Raw genomic sequence first — 20821 nt, 5'->3', positions numbered from 1 at the left:
TACGATGGCGCGGTGACCAGTACCGCGTCCTCCACGGACACCCGGCAGGGCCAGGCCACCGCAGACCAGCAGCCGACATGGCGGCAGCGGCTGCGGCGGTTCGGCTACACGGCGCCCCCGAGCAGCGACGTACGCGACCGGCTGGTGCCGCCGTACAGCGAGCCCGGCCCGCGCCTCTGGGCGGCTCTCGGCCTGCGCCGCCAGGCCGCCGACCGCATCATGCGCTGGTCGCCGTGGGGCGGCCCGCTGCTCGTGACGCTCCTGGCCGGTCTGATGCGGTTCTGGAACCTGGGCAGTCCCCGGGCGGTGATATTCGACGAGACGTACTACGCCAAGGACGCCTGGGCGCTCGTCCACAACGGGTACGAGGCCAACTGGGCCAAGGAGGCCAACGATCTGATCCTCCAGCACCACGGCCATGTGCCGGTTCCGACGGACGCCGCGTACGTGGTGCATCCGCCGGTCGGCAAGTACGTCATCGGGCTCGGCGAGCTGATCTTCGGGTTCGATCCGTTCGGCTGGCGCTTCATGACGGCGCTGCTCGGCACGCTCTCGGTGCTGCTGCTGTGCCGCATCGGCCGGCGCCTGTTCCGTTCGACCCTCCTCGGCTGCCTGGCGGGCGCGCTGATGGCGGTGGACGGGCTGCAGTTCGTGATGAGCCGCACCTCGCTCCTCGACGGCGTCCTGGAGTTCTTCGTCCTCGCGGCCTTCGGCTGTCTGCTCGTCGACCGCGACCGGACGCGCGCGAGACTGGCGGCCGCGCTCCCCGCGGACGCCGACGGCCGGGTGCGTCCCGACGCGTACACCGCCGAGACCACCCGCCTCGGGTGGCGCCCGTGGCGCTGGGCGGCGGGCCTGATGCTCGGCCTCGCCATCGGCACCAAATGGAACGGCCTCTACATCCTGGCGGCGTTCTGTGTGATGGCGGTGTTGTGGGACGTCGGCGCGCGCCGGGTGGCGGGCGCCCACCGCCCGTACACGACCGTCCTCAAGCGCGACACGGGCATCACCTTCCTGGCGACGGTCCCGGTGGCGCTCGTCGTGTACCTGACCTCCTGGATCGGCTGGATCCTCTCCCCCGCCGACGGCTCCGGCGGCTACTTCCGCAACTGGGCGGCCACCGCCGGCAAGGGCGGGAACTGGACGTTCCTGCCCGACTGGCTGCGCAGCCTGTGGCACTACGAGCACGAGGTCTACCTCTTCCACGTCCACCTGTCGTCCCCGCACACGTACCAGTCGAACCCGTGGAGCTGGATCGTCCTGGGCCGCCCGGTCTCGTACTTCTACGAGTCCCCCTCCCCCGGCCAGTCCGGGTGCCCCTCGGACGCGGGCGAGAAGTGCGCCCGCGAGGTTCTCGCGCTCGGCACCCCGCTGCTGTGGTGGGCGGCCTGCTTCGCGCTCCTGTACGTCCTGTGGCGCTGGGCGTTCCGCCGGGACTGGCGGGCGGGCGCGATCGCCTGCGGCATCGCGGCCGGGTATCTGCCCTGGTTCCTGTACCAGGAACGCACGATCTTCTTCTTCTACGCGGTCGTCTTCCTCCCGTTCCTGTGCCTGGCGGTGGCGATGATGACCGGCGCGCTCCTCGGCCCGCCCGGCGCGAACGAACGCCGCCGGGTCCTGGGAGCGGCGGGCGCGGGCGTCCTGGTCCTGCTGATCGCCTGGAACTTCATCTACTTCTGGCCGATCTACACGGGCACGGCCATCCCGATCGACTCCTGGCGCTCGCGGATGTGGCTGGACACCTGGGTGTAGCTGGGCGGACACGACCACGAGGGCAATGAGTTCTGCCTGCTCAAGGCCCGCCTCAACCCGCTCTGACGGCTCTGTGTCCCAGGTGCGACAAGCGCGAACAGCAGTGCCCCAGGCGGACCTCAGTGGACGATCGGGCGAGGCACAGAGCGTGTTGGCCGATGATGCCGACACCGCATGATCGACCTGATGAGGATGAGGCCAGAACTCGAAGCCGGCATCCGACACGGGCGCCGTCCTCGCTGATGGACGGCGCCCGTCAGCTCGACTCACTCATTGAGATCGTTTCATCTTGACCTCGCAGGTCGCGGCCAGTACCCCTCCCCTGGTAGGCACGGGTTGAGGTGACCCGTGGGTGGCACTCCCCGCATGACCCGCCCACCCGACCACCGATCCAGCCCGGCTGCGAGGCCGGGGCAGCGATCAGCGGACCGGGCCATACCCGGTGGACCCGACCAGGGGCTGCGGCGTCGCTCTCCCTGTCGACAGGCGGTTGGCGCCGACGCCAGCGCCGTGGCAGTGCCCGACCTGCGCACACCGTTTGCCGGCCGAGTAGTCCCTCCAATCGGTCGCCATCCCACCCGCCCCAACGGCGTCTTACGAGTCGGATGGGCCTACATGCGCGACGTAAATCGGGGTAGCAAGGACGGCGTGTGCAGGCTCCCGCTCTCCTTCGCCCCAGACCCGAATGTTCCCCTCGAGAAGGGGGACGGCGAGGAACTCCACATGCTGCGCAGGTCCGCTGAGATCAACCATCGCCGCCGCCTCAAGCCCATGCTCACGCGCCTCCGCCACAGTGGGATGATCCATACGCCGCCGCCCTTGCACATAGCGCCAATACTCATCGAGTTCCGTCAGGCTGGAGATGTGTTCTCCGATCACAGCCATGATGCTGGGAGTAGACGAGAACGCGTACAAGCCATGCGTTTCGGTCGGCCTTGCTCCCATCACATGATGCTGGGAGCCCGCCAAGACCACGAGGTCCGATCCCAATCGCCCCTTGAAGAACGCAGTGCTCGGTGTCGTGTACCGGGTCACGTCGCCCTCGGTAACGGGGTTGATCCTGTAGTCCTGGATCGCGAGCCAGCCCCATTGCATAGGCATTGATCCGCGAAAGAAGCTCTGACCAGGAGCTTGGATCGTGCCGATCTGGTGGTGGGTATCGATGTAGTGCTCGACTAGCCGCAACTTCGCCATGCGGCTCGCCTCGGGCGCTTCAGCTTGTTTAAGCGTCACGCTGGCCAACTTGAGATCGACACGCGCCTCTGCGCTGACGCGCCGACGCAGAGCCGGGTCGATCTGCTCATACAACATGTCGAGCTTGCTGTCAGAGACGTACACGAAGTACCGCAGCGGTGGCTGAGAACGGCGAGAGAGACGCAATGGGGAACCACCAATCATCAAGAGCCCTGACACGTAGGCCAATTGGACCAGGCGCTTCATCCGCCCGCTCGCTTTTTGCTGTCAGTGATCGATTTTCGTCCTGAATTCGCAGGTCGGGCCGCTGGTGTGGGTGGAGGTTGACGCGCTCTCGCTGATCTTGGACGTGATCATTAGCAGGTGATCGCCTGCCACGGGCCGGTTCGCGGGTTCTGAGGTGGTCCGCCCGAGGCGTCTCGTAGGTTCGGCAGCGGGAGGGAGGCGCGTGGTGGACGTGCTGATGTGGACGATCGAGCGGCGGATGCGACTGAGCGAGCGGGCCGAGCTGCTGCGCAGGGAGCTGGCGGAGATCGACGCCGAGCTGGGCCGGCTGGAGGCGGCCGAGGTGGTGTTCGGGCAGTGGGCCGAGGCGACGGACGGGGGACGGCTGCCGTCGGGCATCGTGGAGCCGGAGCCGGAGCCGGTGGTGGTGGCACCCGGGGCGGGTGGGATGCGGCTGATCCCGGACCGCGAGGAAGGCGTGGGAGCAGATCCCTCCCCTCCGGGAACTCCAACCCCGGCACATCCCGGGCGAACAACTGGAGGATCGGCACCATCGGCACCGCGCCCGGGACGATCTCGGTGCGGTTGCGCCAGTCGGACCCGTACGTCCGGTGGTCTTCCTGCGCGCAGTACGGCCACGGCTCGTCCGCGGGCCACAGCAGCTCGCCTCCCAGCGAGCTCTCCCGCGCGCCAGGATCGCCGGGCTCCGGGTTGAGGAGGGTGGTTTCCCGGGCAAGGCCCGCGTACTCCGGTATCAGGGTGCGCAGGTTCTTCGCGGGTAGCTCGGGTGTGTCCCCGGGCATCGTGGCTCCTCAAGCGTACGAAGATCGACGGGACGCTGCGGGCACGTTGGTACGTGCCACCGACAACCCCACACAGCAACGGCCGCCTCATCACACCCCCGTAGATCTTGCGCCTCGCAACCTCGATTTCTCGTGATGGGCCGTCAGCACAGGGCGGGTGTTTCACGAGCGACCACCTATGAATCAGTCAGCTACCTGTCGGTTGGATCGCGTTCGTCAATGGCACCCCGCCTCGGGCGGCCAGGTGTGCCGCCCGGCGGCGTTCAGTCGGCCGCCAGGGCTGCACCCAGCGGTGTGTGCTCGTAGCGGACAGCCCGGCCGGTGCGAGTGCGGGTGACCAGGCCGGCATCGCGCAGCACCGCCAGATGGTTGCCGACGGTGCCTAGGCTCAGGCCGAGCTGGGCGACCAGCTGCGTCGTTGTTGCAGGCACGTCCAGCGCGCGTAGCACGTCCGCGCGGCGCGGGCCGACCAGTCGGCTCAGGGCCTCGCCGCCCGGTGTACGCGCCACTGGGCCGAGCAAGTCCGCGGTGCCCCGGGCGGGATAGACCAGGGCGTAGGGCCATGGCGGCTCGACGTAGGTGATCAGAGTGCCGAACACCGTCGGCATCAGCAGCAGGCCCTTGCCCGCCAGCCGGTGGCGGTCCCACTTGGTACGCGAGCCCGTGCGCACCTCGATGGTCCCGGCCTGTCCCTCGGAGCGCCAGTTCACCCGGGGATCGAGATCGGACAGCGCTGCCACCCAGCCGTACATCGCCAGGTGCCCGGTGCGGCGGACGAGGTCGCGCTCCAGTACCGCCCGCAGCCGCGGCCAGTCCGGCTCGACCAGCGCCTGCCAGCTCGCCTCGAGCGCATCGGCGAGCTGGGTGACCACGTTTGGCGCGTCGAGGATGCGCTGCACGTAGCGTGGCGGTGTCCGCAGTCCCTCCAGGTTGCGGGCCAGTTCCAGGCGTGCGCGGCGCAGGGGCGTGGCGCGCACGGCGGCCAGCTCAGCGGCGAAGTCACCACCGGAGCCCGACGGCGGCGGATGGATGAAGTCGGCGTTGTAGGCGCCGCGGCGGAACAGCGCCGTCAGCGCCCCGACTGCAGGCACCTGCCGGCGCAGCTGCTTGTACCGGGGAGCGATGCGCTCGGCCCACGGCCGGAGCGGGCCGGCGGCCTGCACGCCGGCTGCGACGCGCAGCGCCTGCATCGCCTCGCCCAGCGGCGAGATCGCGTAGCGGGTACGCGCCACGTCGGCGGGTCCCACCTCGATGGCCAGCATGTTTTGCCTCCAGGCGAAAGCATAGTCACCGTGGCTGGGCTGCCGTGATGCTGTCGGCCATGACCACCACGCCCGTCGCGGCACGCCCGGCCACCTACCGCGAGGTATTCGCTGTGGGCCAGTTCCGCGTGCTGTTCGGCAGCTACACGCTCTTCCTGACCGGCGAGACGGTGCGGATGCTCGCACTGTCCGTGATCGTCTACACAGCAACCGGATCGCCGCTGATGTCGGCGCTGGCGTATGCGGCAGGCTTCCTGCCCTATGCCCTGGGCGGCACGCTGCTGCTGGCTTTCGCCGACCGCTGGCCCCCGCGCACCGTCATGATCGGCTACGAGGTGCTGCGCACCGCGGTCAGCGTCGTGCTCGCCGCCGGTCTACTGCCGGTACCGGCCATGCTGGCACTGGTGTTCGTCACCGGTTTACCCAGCGCCGTCGCCTCCGCTTCGCGCACCGCCCTTCTGCCCGATCTGCTGGACGGCGACCGTTACGTGCTCGGCCGTGCCGTCTTCTCCATGGCGGCCGGCGGCACACAGGTGCTCGGCTTCGCCGCTGGCGGCATGCTGATCGCCGCCGTCGGCGCGCCAGGCGCGCTCTGGATCACCGCCGCGACCTGCCTGGCCTCGGCAGGCCTGCTGCAACTGCGCCTGTCCCACCACCCACGCCGCCGCACCGACGCCTCGGTCGGCATCAGTGAGACATGGCAGGTGAACCGGGCGCTGCTGCACCAGCCTTCGGTCCGGGCGCTGCTGCTGGCGCAATGGCTGGCACCGGCGCTGATGGTCGGCGCCGAGGGCGTGCTGGTCCCGTACGCGGCGCAGGTCGGCGCGCCTGACTCGGCCGGTCTGCTGTTCGCAGCGGTCGCCGCCGGGATGTTCGCCGGCAACCTGATCGTCGGCCGCCTGGTACGCCCTGCGGGCCGGGAGCAGCTGGCCCGCCCCCTGGCGCTTGCGCTCGGATTGCCGCTGCTGGGGTTCGCGCTGCGCCCCGCACCGGGATACGCCGCCATCCTGCTGGCGGTATCCGGTTTCGGCGTCGCCTACCAGCTCGCACTGGCCCGCAGGTTCCTCGCCGCGGTGCCCGAGACGCAGCGCGGTCAGGCGTTCGGCCTGCTGCTGACCGGAACGATGACGCTGCAGGGCCTGGCCGCCGCAGCCGGAGGCGCGCTGGGCGAAGTTGCGACCCCGGCGCTGGTCGTCACCCTGGCCGGTGCGGCCTCGGCCATCGCCGCCCTGATGTCCTGGCGAACGCTGTCGCCCACACCCTGAAAGCCCTTCATGACATCGTCGTGGCCTGCCGCCCGACGGCATCCGCCGGGCTGCGGGGGCGGGGCACGGCAGCGGCCGGCCCAAGGTCGAGGCGCTTGCTCATGTCCAGGCGGAAGGTGCCGTACGGGTTGACGTTGGACCAGAACAGCGCGGTCAGGCCGCGTCGGTCCTCGTCGCTCAGCTTCTTAGTACTGCAACCGCATCTGGCGTGACGGGTGTATCGGTCGGTCGTTGTTATGACTGTGTGCTGACGCGTTGACGATGGAGCAGGTCGAGTCGTGGTTCGAGGGGATAGCCGGGTTGCATGCCCGCTTCGCCCGTCATTTCGGCAGGTCGGAGCCCCGAGAGCGGGCTCTGGACTATCTGACCGGCCTGCTCGCTCCGTTGGAGAAGAAGAACGCCTGGACCATGGCCGAGCAGGTCGGCCAGCTCCGTCCGGACGGCGTCCAGCGTCTGTTGAACCACTCCGAGTGGGACCACAATGCCGTCCGTGACGATCTCCGCGACTACGTTGTGGAGACCATCGGCGACAAGAACGCGGTCCTGATCGGCGATGACACCGGCTTCCTGAAGAAGGGCACCAAATCCGCTGGTGTCCAGCGGCAGTGCAGCGGAACGGCCGGGCGCACGGAGAACTGCCAGATCGGCACCTTCCTGGCCTACGCCTCGCCCAAGGGCCGGGCCCTGATCGACCGTGAGCTCTACATCCCCGCCTCCTGGACCGAGGACCGCGAACGCTGCCGGTCCGCCGGGATCGGCGACGAGGTCGCCTTCGCGACCAAGAACGAACACTTCCGCTGGATGCTGCAACGCGCCATCGACGCCGGCGTCCCGTTCGCCTGGGTCACCGCGGACGAGGCATACGGACAGGTCAAGCACCTGCGGTTCTGGCTGGAGCAACGTGGTGTCGCCTACGTGCTGGCCACGAAGGTCAACGACACCGTGATCACCGCCAGAGGCGGGGAGTCCCGCGTCGACGCCCTCGTGGCCGCGCTGCCCCGACAACGGTGGAAGCGCCTGTCGGGCGGAGCCGGCGCCCACGGCGAGCGGATGTACGACTGGGCCCGCATCCCGATCCGGTACGCCTGGGAGAACGGGTTCGGACACTGGGTCCTGGCCCGGCGTTCCGTCAGCGACCCGAGCGAGATCGCCTACTACGTCTGCTACGGCCCGGTCGCCTCACGACTGAAAGACCTGGTCAGAGTGGCTGCCGCGCGGTGGGCGGTCGAGGAATGCTTCCAGAGCGCCAAGGGCGAGTGCGGCCTGGACCACTACCAGGTGAGGCTCTACCGGGCCTGGTACCGCCACATCACCCTGGCCATGGCCGCACACGCCTACCTGACTGCCGTCCGCGCCGCAGAAGCCACAAAAGGGGCGCATAGGACGACGAGCAAGACCTCATACCCCTCAGCGTCCAGGAGATCCGCCGGTTGATGGGCCACGCCGTCCTCACGCGCCACTGCCACAGCAACGAGCACCGTCTGCACTGGTCACGCTACCGACGGCGCAGCCAGGCCCGAGCGCGCCGGTCCCACTACAAACGCCGAGGTCACACTCTCCAGATGCGGTTGCAATATTAAGACGCGCGATCCTGGTACGCCGATCGCGGGCCGGCGAACAAATGCGGGCTGGTGCGCATCTCACGTTTCGTGAAGCCCACCTCATGTTCATACGGCCCGCAGCGCGACGGCTGGCGTCGCGTCTTCCGAAAGGAGGCCGGGCGATGAATCTCCCGTCGTACCGTGACCGCACAAGCGCGACAGCTCCGCCACGGCTCCCCGGCCGGGCCACGACCGCACTCAGACTGAGCACCGCCGCCGTGGCGGCGGTGCTCCTGGCGGGCTGTGGCACGGGCGCCCCCACGGCGGCCCCGGACTCCAGTGGCTCCGGCGTGTCCCCCGCCGCGTCTTCCCACTCCCCCTCGTCCATGGCTGCGGACCTCATCGCCGCCACCGCGTGCACCAACAGCACGAAGCTGGCCGGGTGGTCGAACCGGCGGCTGGCCATGCTGACCATCGCCGTCCCGGTGTCGGAGACCTCGGTGTCCGACGTCACCTCCGAGGTGAGCGCCGGTGCGGGGGGTGTGCTGCTGTTCGGCAGCAAGGCGCCGTCCGACCTCGGCTCCCGGCTGACCGCCCTGAAGTCCCATGTGCCCGGCCGCCGGGGCCTGTTGGTGATGACCGACGAGGAGGGCGGCGGCATCCAGCGCATGGCGAACCTCGTCGGGTCCCTGCCCTGGCCCGCTTACATGGGCACGCACTGGACCGCGGCCCAGATCCAGCAGAACGTCACGAAGGTCGCCACCAAGATGGCGGCCGCCCAGGTGAACACGGACCTCGCGCCGGTGGTCGACGTCGACGGCAAGAACGTGGCTCCCGGTCGGACCAACCCCGACGGATGGCGGTCCTTCAGCGGCAGCACCTCGGTGGTCTCCAGAGACGGTGTCGCGTACATGAACGGGTTGCGCGCCGGACACGTGATACCTGTCGTCAAGCACTTCCCGGGCCTCGGCGGCTCCAGCTACAACTCCGACTTCGGCCCCGCCCGTACCCTGCCCTGGTCCACCCTGCAGAAGGTGGGCATCCCGCCGTTCGCAGCGGCCATCAAGGCCGGTGCCCCGGCCATCATGGTCTCCAACAACGTCGTGCCGGGCCTGGCCACCAATCCGGCGAGCCTGTCACCCACCGTCATCGGCTCCGAGCTGCGCGGCAAGCTGGGCTTCAAGGGGCTGGTGGTCACCGACTCGCTCAGCGCCAAGGCGATCTCCGCCGCCGGCTTCAGCGTCCCCGCCGCCGCCGTCCAGGCCCTGCGCTCCGGTGCCGACATGGTCATGTTCGACCTGGGGAGCAATGTCAGCTCCCAGACGTCCGCGATCGCCTCGGCGATCACCAATGCGGTGGCCGGCGGACACCTCGCCCGCAGCCGCCTCATCGACGCGGCGGGGCACGTCCTGGCCGTCCGGCACGTGAATCTCTGCTCCTGAGCGAGCGACAGGCGGCGGACCGAAGGTGCAGTCGGAAGACACCGTGAAAGGAGGCCTGGGCGCCCTGCCAGGTGTGGGGCGCCCACGCGACGGACACCCGGCGCCGGCATCGTCCCCGACGCGGAAGCGCGCGAGCGCCGACGATGCCGTGCGCCGTCGCGGCGGACTTCGTCCCTCCGGCCGTACGGTGGGACACATATCTGATCACTGTTCGGACAACAAACGAACACAGCGGCCACGCCCACCCCCTGGATTCGCTTACTGTGCAAGGTCAGCGGGGAAGGGGGCGCGTCATGCGCAAAGGGGTCAAGGCCGCCATAGTCGGCGGGGTGTTCACGGTGATGGTGGGGGGCGCCGGGTACGGGGCGTACAACGTTCTGTCGGCGCTCCACGACAGTTCGGCGAGCGGCACCGGCTCGCCGGCGGCCGTGAAGACCGGGCCGCCGTCCGCGGCGGAGGTCAAAGAGACCAGTGCCAAGTTCCTCGCCGCCTGGGCGAAGGGCGACGCGTCCACCGCGGCCTCGTACACCAACGACGCGACGGCCGCAGGGACGTTGCTGTCCGCCTACGGCGACAGCGCGCACATCACCGGGGTGCACATCACGCAGGGGGCGCGCAGCGGGGACTCGGTGCCGTTCTCCGTCAAGGCGACGGTGTCGTACGAGGGAACGTCCAAGCCGCTCGCCTACGACAGCACGCTGACGGTCGTGCGCGGGGTGTCCACCGGACGCGCGCTGGTCGACTGGCAGCCGTCCGTCGTGTACCCGGACCTGGAGAAGGGCGACACGCTCGTCACCGGTGAGGCCAAGGTCCCGCCGATCGAGGCGGTGGACCGCGACGGCGTGGTGCTGACCGGGCAGAAGTACCCCTCGCTCGGCCCGATCCTGGACGCGCTGCGCGAGAAGTACGGCGACAAGGCGGGCGGAAAGCCGGGCATCGAGCTCTCCGTCGAGCGCGCCGACCCGAACGCGCCCGGCAAGACCCTGCTGACCCTTGCCAAGGGCACACCCGGCAAGCTGCACACCACGATCAGCGCCGGGGCGCAGGCGGCGGCCGAGCAGGCCGTGCGGCAGTTCCCGGAGTCGTCGGTGGTGGCGGTGCAGCCGAGCACGGGCCAGGTGCTCGCGGTCGCCAACCACCGCCAGGACCAGTTCAACGCGGCCTTCGAGGGGCGCCTCGCGCCCGGCTCCACGATGAAGATCATCACGTCGGCGATGTTCATCGACAACGGTGTCACCACGATGAACGGTCCGGCGCCCTGTCCGCCCACGGCCACCTGGCAGAGCCAGACCTTCACCAACCTCCAGGGCCTCACGCCCAACGAGAACGCGACTCTCGCCAACAGCTTCATGCGCTCGTGCAACACGGCGTTCGTGAAGCTGATCGACGAGAAGCCGCTCACGGACGCCTCCCTGACGGCCGAGGCCGAGGAGCGGTTCGGACTCGGGCAGAACAACTGGAAGACGGGCATCGTCTCCTTCGACGGCAGCGTTCCCGCCGTTACCGGCCCGGACCGCGCGGCGGGTGCCATCGGCCAGGGCCAGGTCCAGATGAGCCCGTTGAACATGGCGTCGGTCACGGCCACCGCGATCACGGGCACGTTCCGCCAGCCATATCTGGTCTCCCCGAAGCTGGACGGCCGTCAACTCGCCACCGCCAAGGGCCTGCCCTCGGGTACGGTGTCCCAGCTCCGGGCGATGATGCGACTGACGGCGACCCAGGGCACTGCCGCCCGCGCGATGTCCGGGCTCGGCGGGGACATCGGCGCGAAGACCGGGTCCGCGGAGGTCGACGGACAGACGAAATCCAACAGCTGGTTCACCGGCTACCGGAACGACATGGCGGCCGCGGCCATGACCCAGCAGGGCGGGCACGGCGGCGACGCGGCGGGCCCGATCGTCGCAGCTGTGCTACGAACCGGCCGCTGACGTCATCCTTGTCAGTGCGGGACTCTAGTGTGGTTGTCCTCGTTGAGGAACGCGAGGGCACGGGGGACCAGGGAACTGCGGAGGACCGGGAGCAGTGGGCAAGAGAAGACGCGTCGCCGAACGGAACAACGGCCGGCCGCTGGTGATCGGAGGGCTGATCGCCGTCGCCGGTGTGGCCGGGGTGGTCGGCGCCTACAGCCTGCTGGGCGGGGGCGCGGCGGCCGACGACGGTACGGCGGCCACGGCCCACCACAAGCCCGTGAAGACGGGCCCGTTGTCCGCGTCCGAGGTCCGCACGGCCGCCGCGGCGTTCCTCACGGCCTGGCAGCAGGGCGATGTCACCAAGGCGGCAGCCGCCACGGACGACTCGGCCGCCGCGACCCAGGTCCTGACGGGCTACCGCAAGGACGCGCACATCACCGGCGTGACCCTGACCCGCGGCACGCCGTCCGGGGCATCGGTCCCCTTCTCCGTCAAGGCGACGGTGTCGTACCAGGGGATGAGCAAACCCCTGGCGTACGCGACGAAGCTGACGGTCGTACGCCGGACCGAGGACGGCGCGCCGCGGGTGCGCTGGCAGCCGTCGGTGGTGCACCCGGACCTGACCGAGGGCGACCGCCTGGTGACGGGTGAGGCGGGCACACCGCCCATCAGGGCGCTGGACCGCGACGGCGGGGAGCTGACGGCGGCCAAGTACCCCTCGCTGGGCACGGTGCTGGACGGCCTGCGCGAGAAGTACGGCGACCAGGCCGGGGGGAAGGCGGGCATCGAGCTGCGCATCGTACGCAAGGCGGCGACGAAGGGCACCCAGAAGACGCCCGACAAGACCCTGGTGACGCTGAGCGAGGGCACCCCGGGCACCGTGAAGACCACGCTGGACCCTGCGCTCCAGGCGAAGGCGGAGCAGCAGCTGGAGCACAAGAGCAAGGCGTCCGTCGTCGTCATGCGGCCCTCCACGGGCGAGATCCTGGCGGTGGCGAACTCGGGCCACGGTTTCAACGTGGCCTTCCAGGGCTCCCTCGCCCCGGGTTCCACGATGAAGATCGTGACGTCGACGCTGCTGTTCGAGAAGGACCTGGCGAAGGCGGACAAGCCGCACCCGTGCCCCAAGTACGTGACGTACGGCGGCTGGAAGTTCCAGAACGACAACAAGTTCGAGATCAAGAACGGCACGTTCAAGGCGAGCTTCGCGGCGTCCTGCAACACGGCCTTCATCAGCCAGGCGCCGAAGCTGAAGGACGACGACCTCACCAAGGTCGCCCAGCAGATCTACGGCTTGGGCAGGAACAACTGGGCGATCGGCGTCCCGACCTTCGACGGCGCCGTCCCGGTGCAGAGCGCGGCCCAGATGGCGGCGTCGCTGATCGGCCAGGGCGGTGTGCGCATGAACCCGCTGAACATGGCCTCGGTGGTCTCGACGGCGAAGACGGGCACCTTCCACCAGCCGTACCTGGTCTCCCCGTCGGTGGACCACCGCACGACGGCGAAGGCGACCCGCACCATGTCGGCGTCCACGCAGGCCCAGTTGAAGGAGGTCCTGCAGTACACGGCCGCGGCGGGAACGGCCGCCAAGGCGATGGCGGGTCTGGGTCCGGACTTCGGCGCGAAGACGGGGTCGGCGGAGGTCGACGGCCAGACGCAGCCCAACGGCTGGTTCACCGCCTGGAAGGGTGACCTGGCGGCGGCGGGCGTGGTCCAGGCCGGCGGCCACGGCGGTGACTCGGCGGGCCCGATCGTGGCGACGCTGCTGCGGGCCGGCGGCTGAGAGCTCCGAACACCCTCGCGGGCGGCACCCTGGTGGACGTGCGCGAGCGCTCGGTGTGACGCCTGTCGTCACCGTAGCGGCAGGTCGGATCACAGGGCGGCGCGGTACGCCTCCAGACGGTCGGCCAGTTCCTTCGGGTGGCCGAGCATCGGGCAGTGGTCGCCGGGCATCTCGTCCGGCTGGAAGCCGAGTCGCTCGGTGACCGTCCTTCGGATGAACTCGGCAGGGAAGAAGCGGTCGTCGGACGACATCAGGAACCTGGTCGGCACCTTCGGCCACGCGGCCAGCGGCCACGGCTTCCCGAACGGGGCCGGCGACTGATTCCGCTGGTGCTCCGCCAAGAACTCGGCGGCCAGGGCGGCCGGGGTGTCGTGCAGCACAAGGGAGAGTGCGTCTTCTTCGGTTCCCTCCGGGACGCCCCTGCGGCGGTCGGATTCCTGCCGGGCCGGCCCGTAACCGGTGTTGTCCCACCACTGACCCGGTGACTCGCCGGGGGCCGGAACCTGGGCTTGGAGCATGACCAGCAGGTCCGCCGACACCCGGTCGCACACCAACGGGCCGGTGAAACCGCCGAACGAGTGGGCGACGACGACGAGTTCGGTGCGGTCGCCGATCGCCTCGACCACCGTGTCGGCGTACTCCGCGAGCCCGGCTGACTCGTCATCACACGGCAGGTCCGGTGCGACCACCTCGTGGCCCTGGTCGCGCAACTCGGCGGCCAGCGGCCCCCAGTACCACGAATCAACAGCCGCGGCGTGGATCAGTACGTAGGTCGCCACAGAACAGTGCCTCCCCCATCGGTTACTCCCTGCACTGCGTGCGAGTCTACGTCTCGTCTCTCCGCCGAGCTGCGGACGATCGCGATGGCCGGGCTCGGCGGGCTTGTGCGCGGCGCCTCCGGGAAGGTTCGCGTCTGAACGAGCATGCTGAGACGTGCTGTCCACCGTACCGATCAGGAAGTCGAGGTCATGACCGACAAGCTCACCGTGGGCGTCCTGGGCACCGGGATCATGGGGGCCGCGATGGCCCGCAGCATCGCCCGTGCCGGACACACCGTCCGCGCCTGGAACCGGACCCGCGCCAAGGCCGAACCGCTGGCCGCCGACGGCGCGCAGGTCGCCGGCACCCCCGCCGAGGCCGTACAGGGCGCGGACGTCGTCCTGACCATGCTCTACGACGGTCCCGCGGTTCTTCAGGTGATGCGCGAGGCCGCCCCCGCCCTGCGCCCCGGCACCGTCTGGGCCCAGTCGACGACGGTGGCGCTCGACTCCGTCGGCGAGCTGGCCGGCTTCGCCCGGGAGCACGGTCTGGTGTTCTACGACGCGCCGGTGCTCGGCACCCGCCAGCCCGCGGAGGCGGGACAGCTGACCGTGCTGGCCGCGGGCCCCGCCGAGGGACGGGACACGGTCAGGCCCGTCTTCGACGCGGTCGGCGCCCGCACGATGTGGCTCGGTGAGGACGGTGCCGAGGCCGGTGCCACCCGCCTCAAGCTGGTGACCAACAGCTGGGTCCTCGCGGTGACCGCGGCGGGCGGTGAGGTGCTGGCCCTGGCCCGGGCCCTGGGCGTGGACCCGGGGAACTTCTTCGACCTCGTCGGCGGCGGACCGCTCGACATGGGTTATCTCCGCGCCAAGGCCGAACTCGTCCTCCACGACAAGCTGACCCCGGCCAGTTTCGCGGTGGCGACCGCGGAGAAGGACGCCCGCCTGATCGTCCAGGCCGGGGAGGCAGGCGGCGTCCGCCTCGACGTGGCCGCCGCGACCGCCGAACGGCTGCGTCGCGCGGCCGACCAGGGCCACGCGGACGAGGACATGGCCGCCGCCTACTTCGCCAGCTTCGAGGACGGCCCGCGTTCCTGACGATGGCCCGGACGGACAACGGCCAGGCGTCAGCCGTGTGGTGCCGGGTGCCCGCGCCTGTGCCGGGGCCCGCTCAGACCGTGCGTCCGAAGGCGAGGAGGAGCACCCTGGAATCAGTGGTTCCGGAGGTGATCGTGATGATGCACACCGCAGTCGGATGGCATGTCGAGCTGGAATTCGAGGAGGATGACGAACGGACGCGGGCGGCGGCACTCGTACGGCTTCCCGACGGGAACGAGGTACGGTCCCGCGGGTACGCCAGCCGCCACCACACCGACGCGAATCAGCCCCGTGTCGGCGAGGAGATCGCGGGAGCGCGCGCACTGAACGAGCTGGCGATGCAACTCCTCACCAAGGCGCACGACGAGATCGACGAGGCGTCGGGCAGGACGTCCCGCCCGCTGACGCACTGAGTCCCCGGGCCGTGCCCGTACGCGACCATGCGTCCGGGCATCGCCCCGTCCTGCCCCGCGGAGGTCCCCGGTCGCGTCACGGCTGGGCGTGCGGGTCACGGTTCCGTCCCCGGGCCCGCAGACCCCGGCAGCCCGCCGCGCGCGAACACCGCCCGGTCGGGCCGCCCTACGCCAGCGACGTACGCACCGCGCGTACCAGTGCCAGCGCCCTCGGGTCCGCCGTCACGCTCTCGCGGAAGCCGTTGGTGACGTAGCCGAAGGCGATGCCCGACTCCGGGTCCGCGAAGCCGAGCGGCCCGCCGCGGCCGGGGTGGCCGAAGGAGCCGGGGCCGAGCAGCGGGGACGCGCTGCCGTGCAGCATGTAGCCGAGACCGAAGCGGGTGGTGACCACCAGCACCCGGTCGGGGCCCGCCGAGGCCTCCGCGCGGGCCCGTTCCCGCGTCTCGGGATCGAACAGCCGTACGCCGTCGATCCCGCCGTTCAGTGCCGCGTAGAAGCGCGCGAGACCGTCCGCCGTCGCGATGCCGTTCGACGCGGGCAGGACCGCCGCGCGGTAGGCGGGGTCGTTCTCGTCGGGCTGCGGGGTGATGGCGGCGAAGGCGCGGCGGGTGAGGCTCGCGGGGTCGGCGTACGCCTCGGCGACCGCGCGCTTGGGGCGGGCGCGCAGCGCACCCTCCTGCTCCGGCACCTCGACGGAACCGACCCGCCCCACCCGGTGCGTCTGTGCCTCGGGCAGGCCCACCCACAGGTCCAGGCCCAGCGGTCCGGCGATCTCGGCGGCGATCCACTCGCCCATCGAACGGCCCGTGGTCCGCCGCACCAGCTCACCCGTCAGCCAGCTGTACGTCTGCGCGTGGTAGCCGTGGTCCGTGCCGGGCTCCCAGACGGGTGCCTGCGCGGCCAGCACGGCGGCGGCGAGATCCGGGTCGGCGGCCTCGGCGGGCGTGAGCGGACGGTCGAGCGCCGGCACCCCGGCGCGGTGCGCCAGCACGTGGCGCACCAGCGTGCGCTCCTTGCCCTGCGCCTTGAACTCCGGCCAGTAGTCGCCGACCGGCGCGTCCAGGTCCAGTTCCCCGCGCTCGGCCAGCATCAGCAGGACGGCCGCGGCGACCCCCTTGGTGGCCGAGCGCACGATCTGCGCGGTGCCCTGCTCCCAGGGCCGCGTACCGTCGATGTCCCGGGTGCCGCCCCACAAGTCCACGACCTTGCGCCCGTGGCGGTACACGGCCACGGCCGCCCCGCGCTCCCCCATCGTCGCGAAGTTCCGTACGAACGCCTCCCTGACCGGCTCGAAGCCCTCGGCCACCACGCCGTTCACGTTCACGTCCGCGTCCACGTCCGCGTTCCCTTCACTCACCTGCGACAGTGAGTGGAACACGGGCACGCGCCCTTCGATTCCTCGCCCCCTCGGGCATCAGCCCAGCACGATCGACACGTCGATGTTGCCGCGGGTGGCGTTCGAGTACGGGCAGACCTCGTGGGCCGCGTCCACGAGCCGCGCCGCGACCTCCTGGTCGAGCACGGGCAGCGAGACGGTCAGGGCGACCGCGAGCCCGTAGCCGCGGTGCTTGTTGGGGCCGATGCCGACCTTGGCGGCGACGGTCGAGCCGGACAGGTCGTAGCCCTCGCGGTTGCCGACGAGGATCAGCGCGTTGTGGAAGCAGGCGCTGTAACCCGCCGCGAACAGCTGCTCGGGGTTGGTGCCGTTGCCGTCGCCGCCGAGCTGGGGCGGCATCGCGACTTTCAGCCCGATCTGCCCGTCCTGGCTGGTGACGTGCCCGTCCCGGCCGCCGTGCGCGGTGGCCTCGGCGACATACATGATCTTCGTAGGGCGGGTGTCGGCAGCGGCGCCTTCGATCACGGCAGGACCTCCCCCAGAGCGGGAACAACGGCGGGTGACACAAGCGTGCGCAAGTACGTCGCGCACAAGATACTCGCCAGTAAGTGAAGGACGTGCGCAGGGGGTGGAAACCTCGCGCACCCCGGAACGCCGGCACGAAGAAGAGGGCTCGCTGCTGCCGGACGATCAGCTCTGCTTCGCGCCGTGGGCGGCGCGGCGCACGGTCATGGCCGCGTACCGTGCGCCGCTTGAGGAGCCCGCCCGGGCCGGTCCTCGTTCGTCACGCGATCAGCGCCCGTCGTCAGGGCCGGCCCGCGCCCGTCGGGACGGAACGGGGATCGAAACCGAAGGGCAGTTCCAGGCGGTGTGCCCGCATGAGCGCGTCGTCGGCGAGCAGCTCGGCCGTCCTCCCGTCCGCCGCGATCACGCCCTCGCTGAGGATCAGGGAGCGCGGGCACAGCTCCAGCGCATACGGCAGGTCGTGCGTGACCATCAGGACGGTGACGTCCAACGACCGCAGGATGTCGGCGAGTTCGCGCCGCGAGGCGGGGTCGAGGTTCGACGACGGCTCGTCCAGGACGAGGATCTCCGGCTCCATGGCGAGAACGGTCGCCACCGCCACCCGGCGGCGCTGGCCGAAGGAGAGGTGGTGCGGCGGACGGTCCTTGAAGTCCGCCATGCCGACCTGCGCGAGGGCCCGGTCGACGCGGGCCTCGAGTGCCGCACCCGTCAGCCCGGCCGTCGCGGGCCCGAAGGCCACGTCCTCGCGGACCGTGGGCATGAAGAGCTGGTCGTCCGGGTCCTGGAAGACGATGCCCACCTTGCGGCGGATCTCGGCCATGTGCCGCTTGCCGACGGGCAGCCCGGCGACCGTCACCGTGCCCGCGCCGGCGGTCAGAATGCCGTTGAGGTGCAGGACGAGCGTGGTCTTCCCGGCGCCGTTCGGCCCGAGCAGCGCGACCCGCTCGCCGCGTGCGATCGAGAAGTCGACGCCGAAGAGGGCCTGGTGCCCGTCGGGGTACGCGAAGGCCAGTCGGGCCACTTCCAGCGAAGGTGTCACAGGGTCCATCCCAGCAGGCAGACGACGAGGGCGGCGAAGGGCAGGGCGAGGGCGCGGGACCACTGGGCGCGGGATGCGATCACCTCGTCGATGACGGGCATGGTCCCGGCGTAGCCACGGCTGACCATCGCCAGGTGCACGCGCTCGCCGCGCTCGTAGGAGCGGATGAACAGCGCCCCCGCGGACTTGGCGAGCACCCCCCAGTGCCGTACGCCCCGCGCCTCGAAGCCGCGCGACTCCCGGGCGATCCGCATCCGCCGCATCTCGTCGGTGATCACGTCGCCGTAGCGGATCATGAAGGACGCGATCTGCACGAGAAGCGGCGGGAGCCTGAGCCGCTGCAGCCCGAGGAGCAGTTCGCGCAGTTCGGTGGTGGCGGCGAGCAGCACGGAGGCGGCGACGCCGAGGGTGCCCTTGGCGAGCACGTTCCAGGCGCCCCACAGACCGCTGACGCTCAGCGAGAGGCCGAGACCGTCGAAGACGACGACGCGCTCGCCCTCGGCCACGAACGGCATGAGCACGGCGAAGGCGACGAACGGGATCTCGATCAGCAGCCGCCGCAGCAGAAACCCGGCCGGGACCCGGGCCGCCCGGGCGACGAGGCCGAGAAGAACGGCGTACAGCGCGAACGCCCACATGGCCTCGCGCGGCGTCGACACCACGACCACCACGAAGGCGAAGACGGCGGCGAGCTTGGTGTGCGGGGGAAGGGTGTGCACGGGCGAGTGCGCGGGCCGGTAGAGCCGGTGCGCTCCCCCGCGCTGGAATTCGCCCGTGCGGGAGGTCCCTGCGTCCACCCCCATGTCAGCCGGCCTCGGCGGGTTCGCCGCTACGGCGCCGGCGGACCGCCCAGAAGACCGCGCTGCCCGCGACGACGGTGCCCCCGACACCGATCACGCCCGCCAGACCGCCGGAGAGGCGGGCGTCGCCGACGTCCTTGACGGAGTAGTCGGCGAGCGGGGAGTCGGCGCTCGCGTGCCGCTCGGCCTTACGGTCGATGCCGTGGTCGGCGGCGACCTTCTCCAGGCCGTCGGGGCTGGCGGAGGCGTAGAAGCTGACGACGCCGGCGAGGGCGAGGGAGGTGACGAGGCCGGTGATCCACAGCCGGCGGTGGTGGGGGTTCCGCCCCGCTCGAGCGGAGCCGAGAGCTTGGGGGACTGCGGGGGCGGCGGGCGCGTCGACCAGTTCGCCGCCGACGCGCAGCTTGAGGCGCTGCCCCAGGCCCCGGGCCCCGTGCACGAGGTCGGGCCGTACGGCGATGACGGTGCCGACCGTGAGGGCGGTGATGACGGCCTCGCCGATGCCGATGAGGACGTGGACCCCGATCATCGCGGTGGCGACCTTGCCGATGGAGACGTCGGTGGTGCCGCCGATCGCGTAGATCAGCGTGAAGGCGACGGCGGCGGCCGGGACGGAGACGAGGGCCGCGAGGAAGGAGGCGACGGTGACCGAGCGGCGGGTGCCGGGCAGCACCTTGACCAGCCCGCGGAAGACGGCGTAGGCGACGACCGCCGTCACGACGGCCATGTCGGTGATGTTGACGCCCAGGGCGGTGAGGCCGCCGTCGGCGAAGAGGACGCCCTGCATGAGCAGGACGACGGAGACGCACAGGATGCCGGTGAACGGACCGACCAGGATGGCGGCGAGCGCCCCGCCGAGCAGATGACCGCTGGTGCCTGCGGCGACCGGGAAGTTCAGCATCTGCACGGCGAAGATGAAGGCGGCCACCAGGCCGGCCAGGGGTGCGGTCCGTTCGTCGAGTTCGCGCCGGGCGCCTTTGAGGCTGACCGCCAGCGCACCCGCGGCGAGGACGCCGGTGGCGGCGGACGTGGGAGCGTTGATGAATCCGTCGGGCACATGCACGCTGGGAGAATACCCGCTTATTGCGAACACATTGCAAGAGCTTGGGCCAAGTTAAAGCCGCCTACGGGCGACAAGTGCCGCTTTCATTCCGTTATGCGACATTTGAAAGAAGGAGGAAGTGGATTCACAGGTTCCGATCAGGTGACTCGGCGTGAGGAGCGGTCTGATGTCCGTGGTGGAACAGTACGCACGAGCCCATATCGTCACCGACTCCCCGGAAGCACCGGACGCGGTCCCCGTGACCCTGCGCTACGACCCGGACCGGGCCCCCCGCTCTGTCCGCATCGGCCTCCCCGGCCCCCGCGAGTGGATCTTTCCCCGTGACCTCCTGGAAAAGGGCCTCCGCGCCCCGGCGGGCCGTGGCGACGTCCGCATCTGGCCGTGCGGCCGGGTCCAGGCGGTGATGGAGCTGCACTCGCCGCGCGGGGTCGAGGTGGTCCAGTTCGAGTCCAAGGAACTGGTGCACTTCCTCCAGCGCACCTACCTGGCGGACACCGCCCCGGTCCGCTGAACCGGTCCCTGAACACGGACAGGGCGCCCCACCCGGCAGGTGGCGGATCCCGAGCGGGAACCATTGTGGATCGCGCCGATCATCGCCCTGGCGGGAGT

At 70.6% G+C, this 20821-nt stretch carries 17 protein-coding genes; 9 read left to right on the top strand and 8 right to left on the bottom strand.

The window, feature by feature from the left end; all coding sequences use genetic code 11:
• Window positions 1–12: 12 nt before the first annotated feature.
• The gene (locus tag ACWD5Q_RS06185) at window positions 13–1752 is read left to right on the top strand and encodes a dolichyl-phosphate-mannose--protein mannosyltransferase (RefSeq protein WP_451425835.1); all 1740 of its coding nucleotides are present in this window, start codon (window positions 13–15) and stop codon (window positions 1750–1752) included.
• A 594-nt stretch (window positions 1753–2346) separates the two neighbouring features.
• Here ACWD5Q_RS06185 and ACWD5Q_RS06180 read toward each other — a convergent pair.
• Together ACWD5Q_RS06180 and ACWD5Q_RS06175 are read right to left on the bottom strand one after the other, a co-directional pair.
• Window positions 2347–3192, bottom strand: coding sequence for a DUF7019 family protein (locus ACWD5Q_RS06180; protein ID WP_451425834.1), 846 nt, complete (start codon window positions 3190–3192; stop codon window positions 2347–2349).
• 1045 nt (window positions 3193–4237) lie between these two features.
• A complete protein-coding gene (locus ACWD5Q_RS06175) occupies window positions 4238–5236 on the bottom strand; it encodes a DUF5937 family protein (protein WP_451425833.1) in 999 nt (332 codons plus the stop codon).
• Window positions 5237–5295: 59 nt separating this feature from the next.
• Here ACWD5Q_RS06175 and ACWD5Q_RS06170 point away from each other — a divergent pair, with 59 nt between their 5' ends.
• The 5 genes from ACWD5Q_RS06170 (at window position 5296) to ACWD5Q_RS06150 (ending at window position 13177) form a co-directional block, all read left to right on the top strand.
• Window positions 5296–6501, top strand: coding sequence for an MFS transporter (locus tag ACWD5Q_RS06170; RefSeq protein ID WP_451425832.1), 1206 nt, complete (start codon window positions 5296–5298; stop codon window positions 6499–6501).
• Window positions 6502–6762: 261 nt separating this feature from the next.
• Window positions 6763–7935, top strand: a complete 1173-nt coding sequence (locus ACWD5Q_RS06165; protein WP_451425999.1) for an IS701 family transposase — start codon at window positions 6763–6765, stop codon at window positions 7933–7935.
• A gap of 289 nt (window positions 7936–8224) precedes the next feature.
• A complete protein-coding gene (locus ACWD5Q_RS06160) occupies window positions 8225–9484 on the top strand; it encodes a glycoside hydrolase family 3 N-terminal domain-containing protein (RefSeq protein WP_451425831.1) in 1260 nt (419 codons plus the stop codon).
• Window positions 9485–9777: 293 nt separating this feature from the next.
• Window positions 9778–11412, top strand: coding sequence for a penicillin-binding transpeptidase domain-containing protein (locus ACWD5Q_RS06155; RefSeq protein WP_451425830.1), 1635 nt, complete (start codon window positions 9778–9780; stop codon window positions 11410–11412).
• Between the two features lie 94 nt (window positions 11413–11506).
• Window positions 11507–13177 carry a penicillin-binding transpeptidase domain-containing protein gene (locus tag ACWD5Q_RS06150; protein WP_451425829.1) on the top strand — a complete coding sequence of 557 codons (1671 nt, stop codon included), beginning with the start codon at window positions 11507–11509 and terminating at the stop codon, window positions 13175–13177.
• Window positions 13178–13266: 89 nt separating this feature from the next.
• On the opposite strand, the gene ACWD5Q_RS06145 is transcribed toward ACWD5Q_RS06150, so the two are convergent.
• Window positions 13267–13956: an alpha/beta fold hydrolase gene (locus ACWD5Q_RS06145; RefSeq protein ID WP_451425828.1), complete on the bottom strand. Its 690-nt coding sequence runs from the start codon at window positions 13954–13956 to the stop codon at window positions 13267–13269.
• Window positions 13957–14145: 189 nt separating this feature from the next.
• Between ACWD5Q_RS06145 and ACWD5Q_RS06140 the strand changes: the two genes are divergently transcribed.
• On the top strand, window positions 14146–15036 hold the full coding sequence (locus ACWD5Q_RS06140) for an NAD(P)-dependent oxidoreductase (protein WP_451425827.1): 891 nt from the start codon (window positions 14146–14148) through the stop codon (window positions 15034–15036).
• Between the two features lie 137 nt (window positions 15037–15173).
• Complete coding sequence (locus ACWD5Q_RS06135; RefSeq protein ID WP_451425826.1) at window positions 15174–15449, top strand: DUF1876 domain-containing protein; 276 nt, start codon at window positions 15174–15176, stop codon at window positions 15447–15449.
• Window positions 15450–15615: 166 nt separating this feature from the next.
• On the opposite strand, the gene ACWD5Q_RS06130 is transcribed toward ACWD5Q_RS06135, so the two are convergent.
• The 5 genes from ACWD5Q_RS06130 to ACWD5Q_RS06110 all read right to left on the bottom strand — a co-directional run bounded on the left by ACWD5Q_RS06130 (window position 15616) and on the right by ACWD5Q_RS06110 (window position 20212).
• Window positions 15616–16773: a serine hydrolase domain-containing protein gene (locus tag ACWD5Q_RS06130; protein WP_451425998.1), complete on the bottom strand. Its 1158-nt coding sequence runs from the start codon at window positions 16771–16773 to the stop codon at window positions 15616–15618.
• A 90-nt stretch (window positions 16774–16863) separates the two neighbouring features.
• Window positions 16864–17268 carry an organic hydroperoxide resistance protein gene (locus tag ACWD5Q_RS06125; RefSeq protein ID WP_451425997.1) on the bottom strand — a complete coding sequence of 135 codons (405 nt, stop codon included), beginning with the start codon at window positions 17266–17268 and terminating at the stop codon, window positions 16864–16866.
• Between the two features lie 322 nt (window positions 17269–17590).
• Window positions 17591–18358, bottom strand: a complete 768-nt coding sequence (locus ACWD5Q_RS06120; protein WP_451425825.1) for an energy-coupling factor ABC transporter ATP-binding protein — start codon at window positions 18356–18358, stop codon at window positions 17591–17593.
• Entirely contained in the window at window positions 18346–19152 is an 807-nt protein-coding gene (gene cbiQ / locus ACWD5Q_RS06115; protein ID WP_451425824.1) for a cobalt ECF transporter T component CbiQ, read from the bottom strand. The genes ACWD5Q_RS06120 and cbiQ overlap by 13 nt, the downstream gene beginning before the upstream one ends.
• Window position 19153: 1 nt before the next feature.
• Window positions 19154–20212, bottom strand: a complete 1059-nt coding sequence (locus ACWD5Q_RS06110; RefSeq protein ID WP_451425823.1) for an energy-coupling factor ABC transporter permease — start codon at window positions 20210–20212, stop codon at window positions 19154–19156.
• Between the two features lie 166 nt (window positions 20213–20378).
• On the opposite strand from ACWD5Q_RS06110, the gene ACWD5Q_RS06105 reads away from it, so the two are divergent.
• Entirely contained in the window at window positions 20379–20723 is a 345-nt protein-coding gene (locus ACWD5Q_RS06105) for an SsgA family sporulation/cell division regulator (RefSeq protein WP_451425822.1), read from the top strand.
• The last annotated feature ends 98 nt before the right edge of the window (window positions 20724–20821 follow it).

This window comes from Streptomyces sp. NPDC002513, from assembly GCF_053595355.1.
This window is presented reverse-complemented; position numbering and strand designations above follow the sequence as displayed.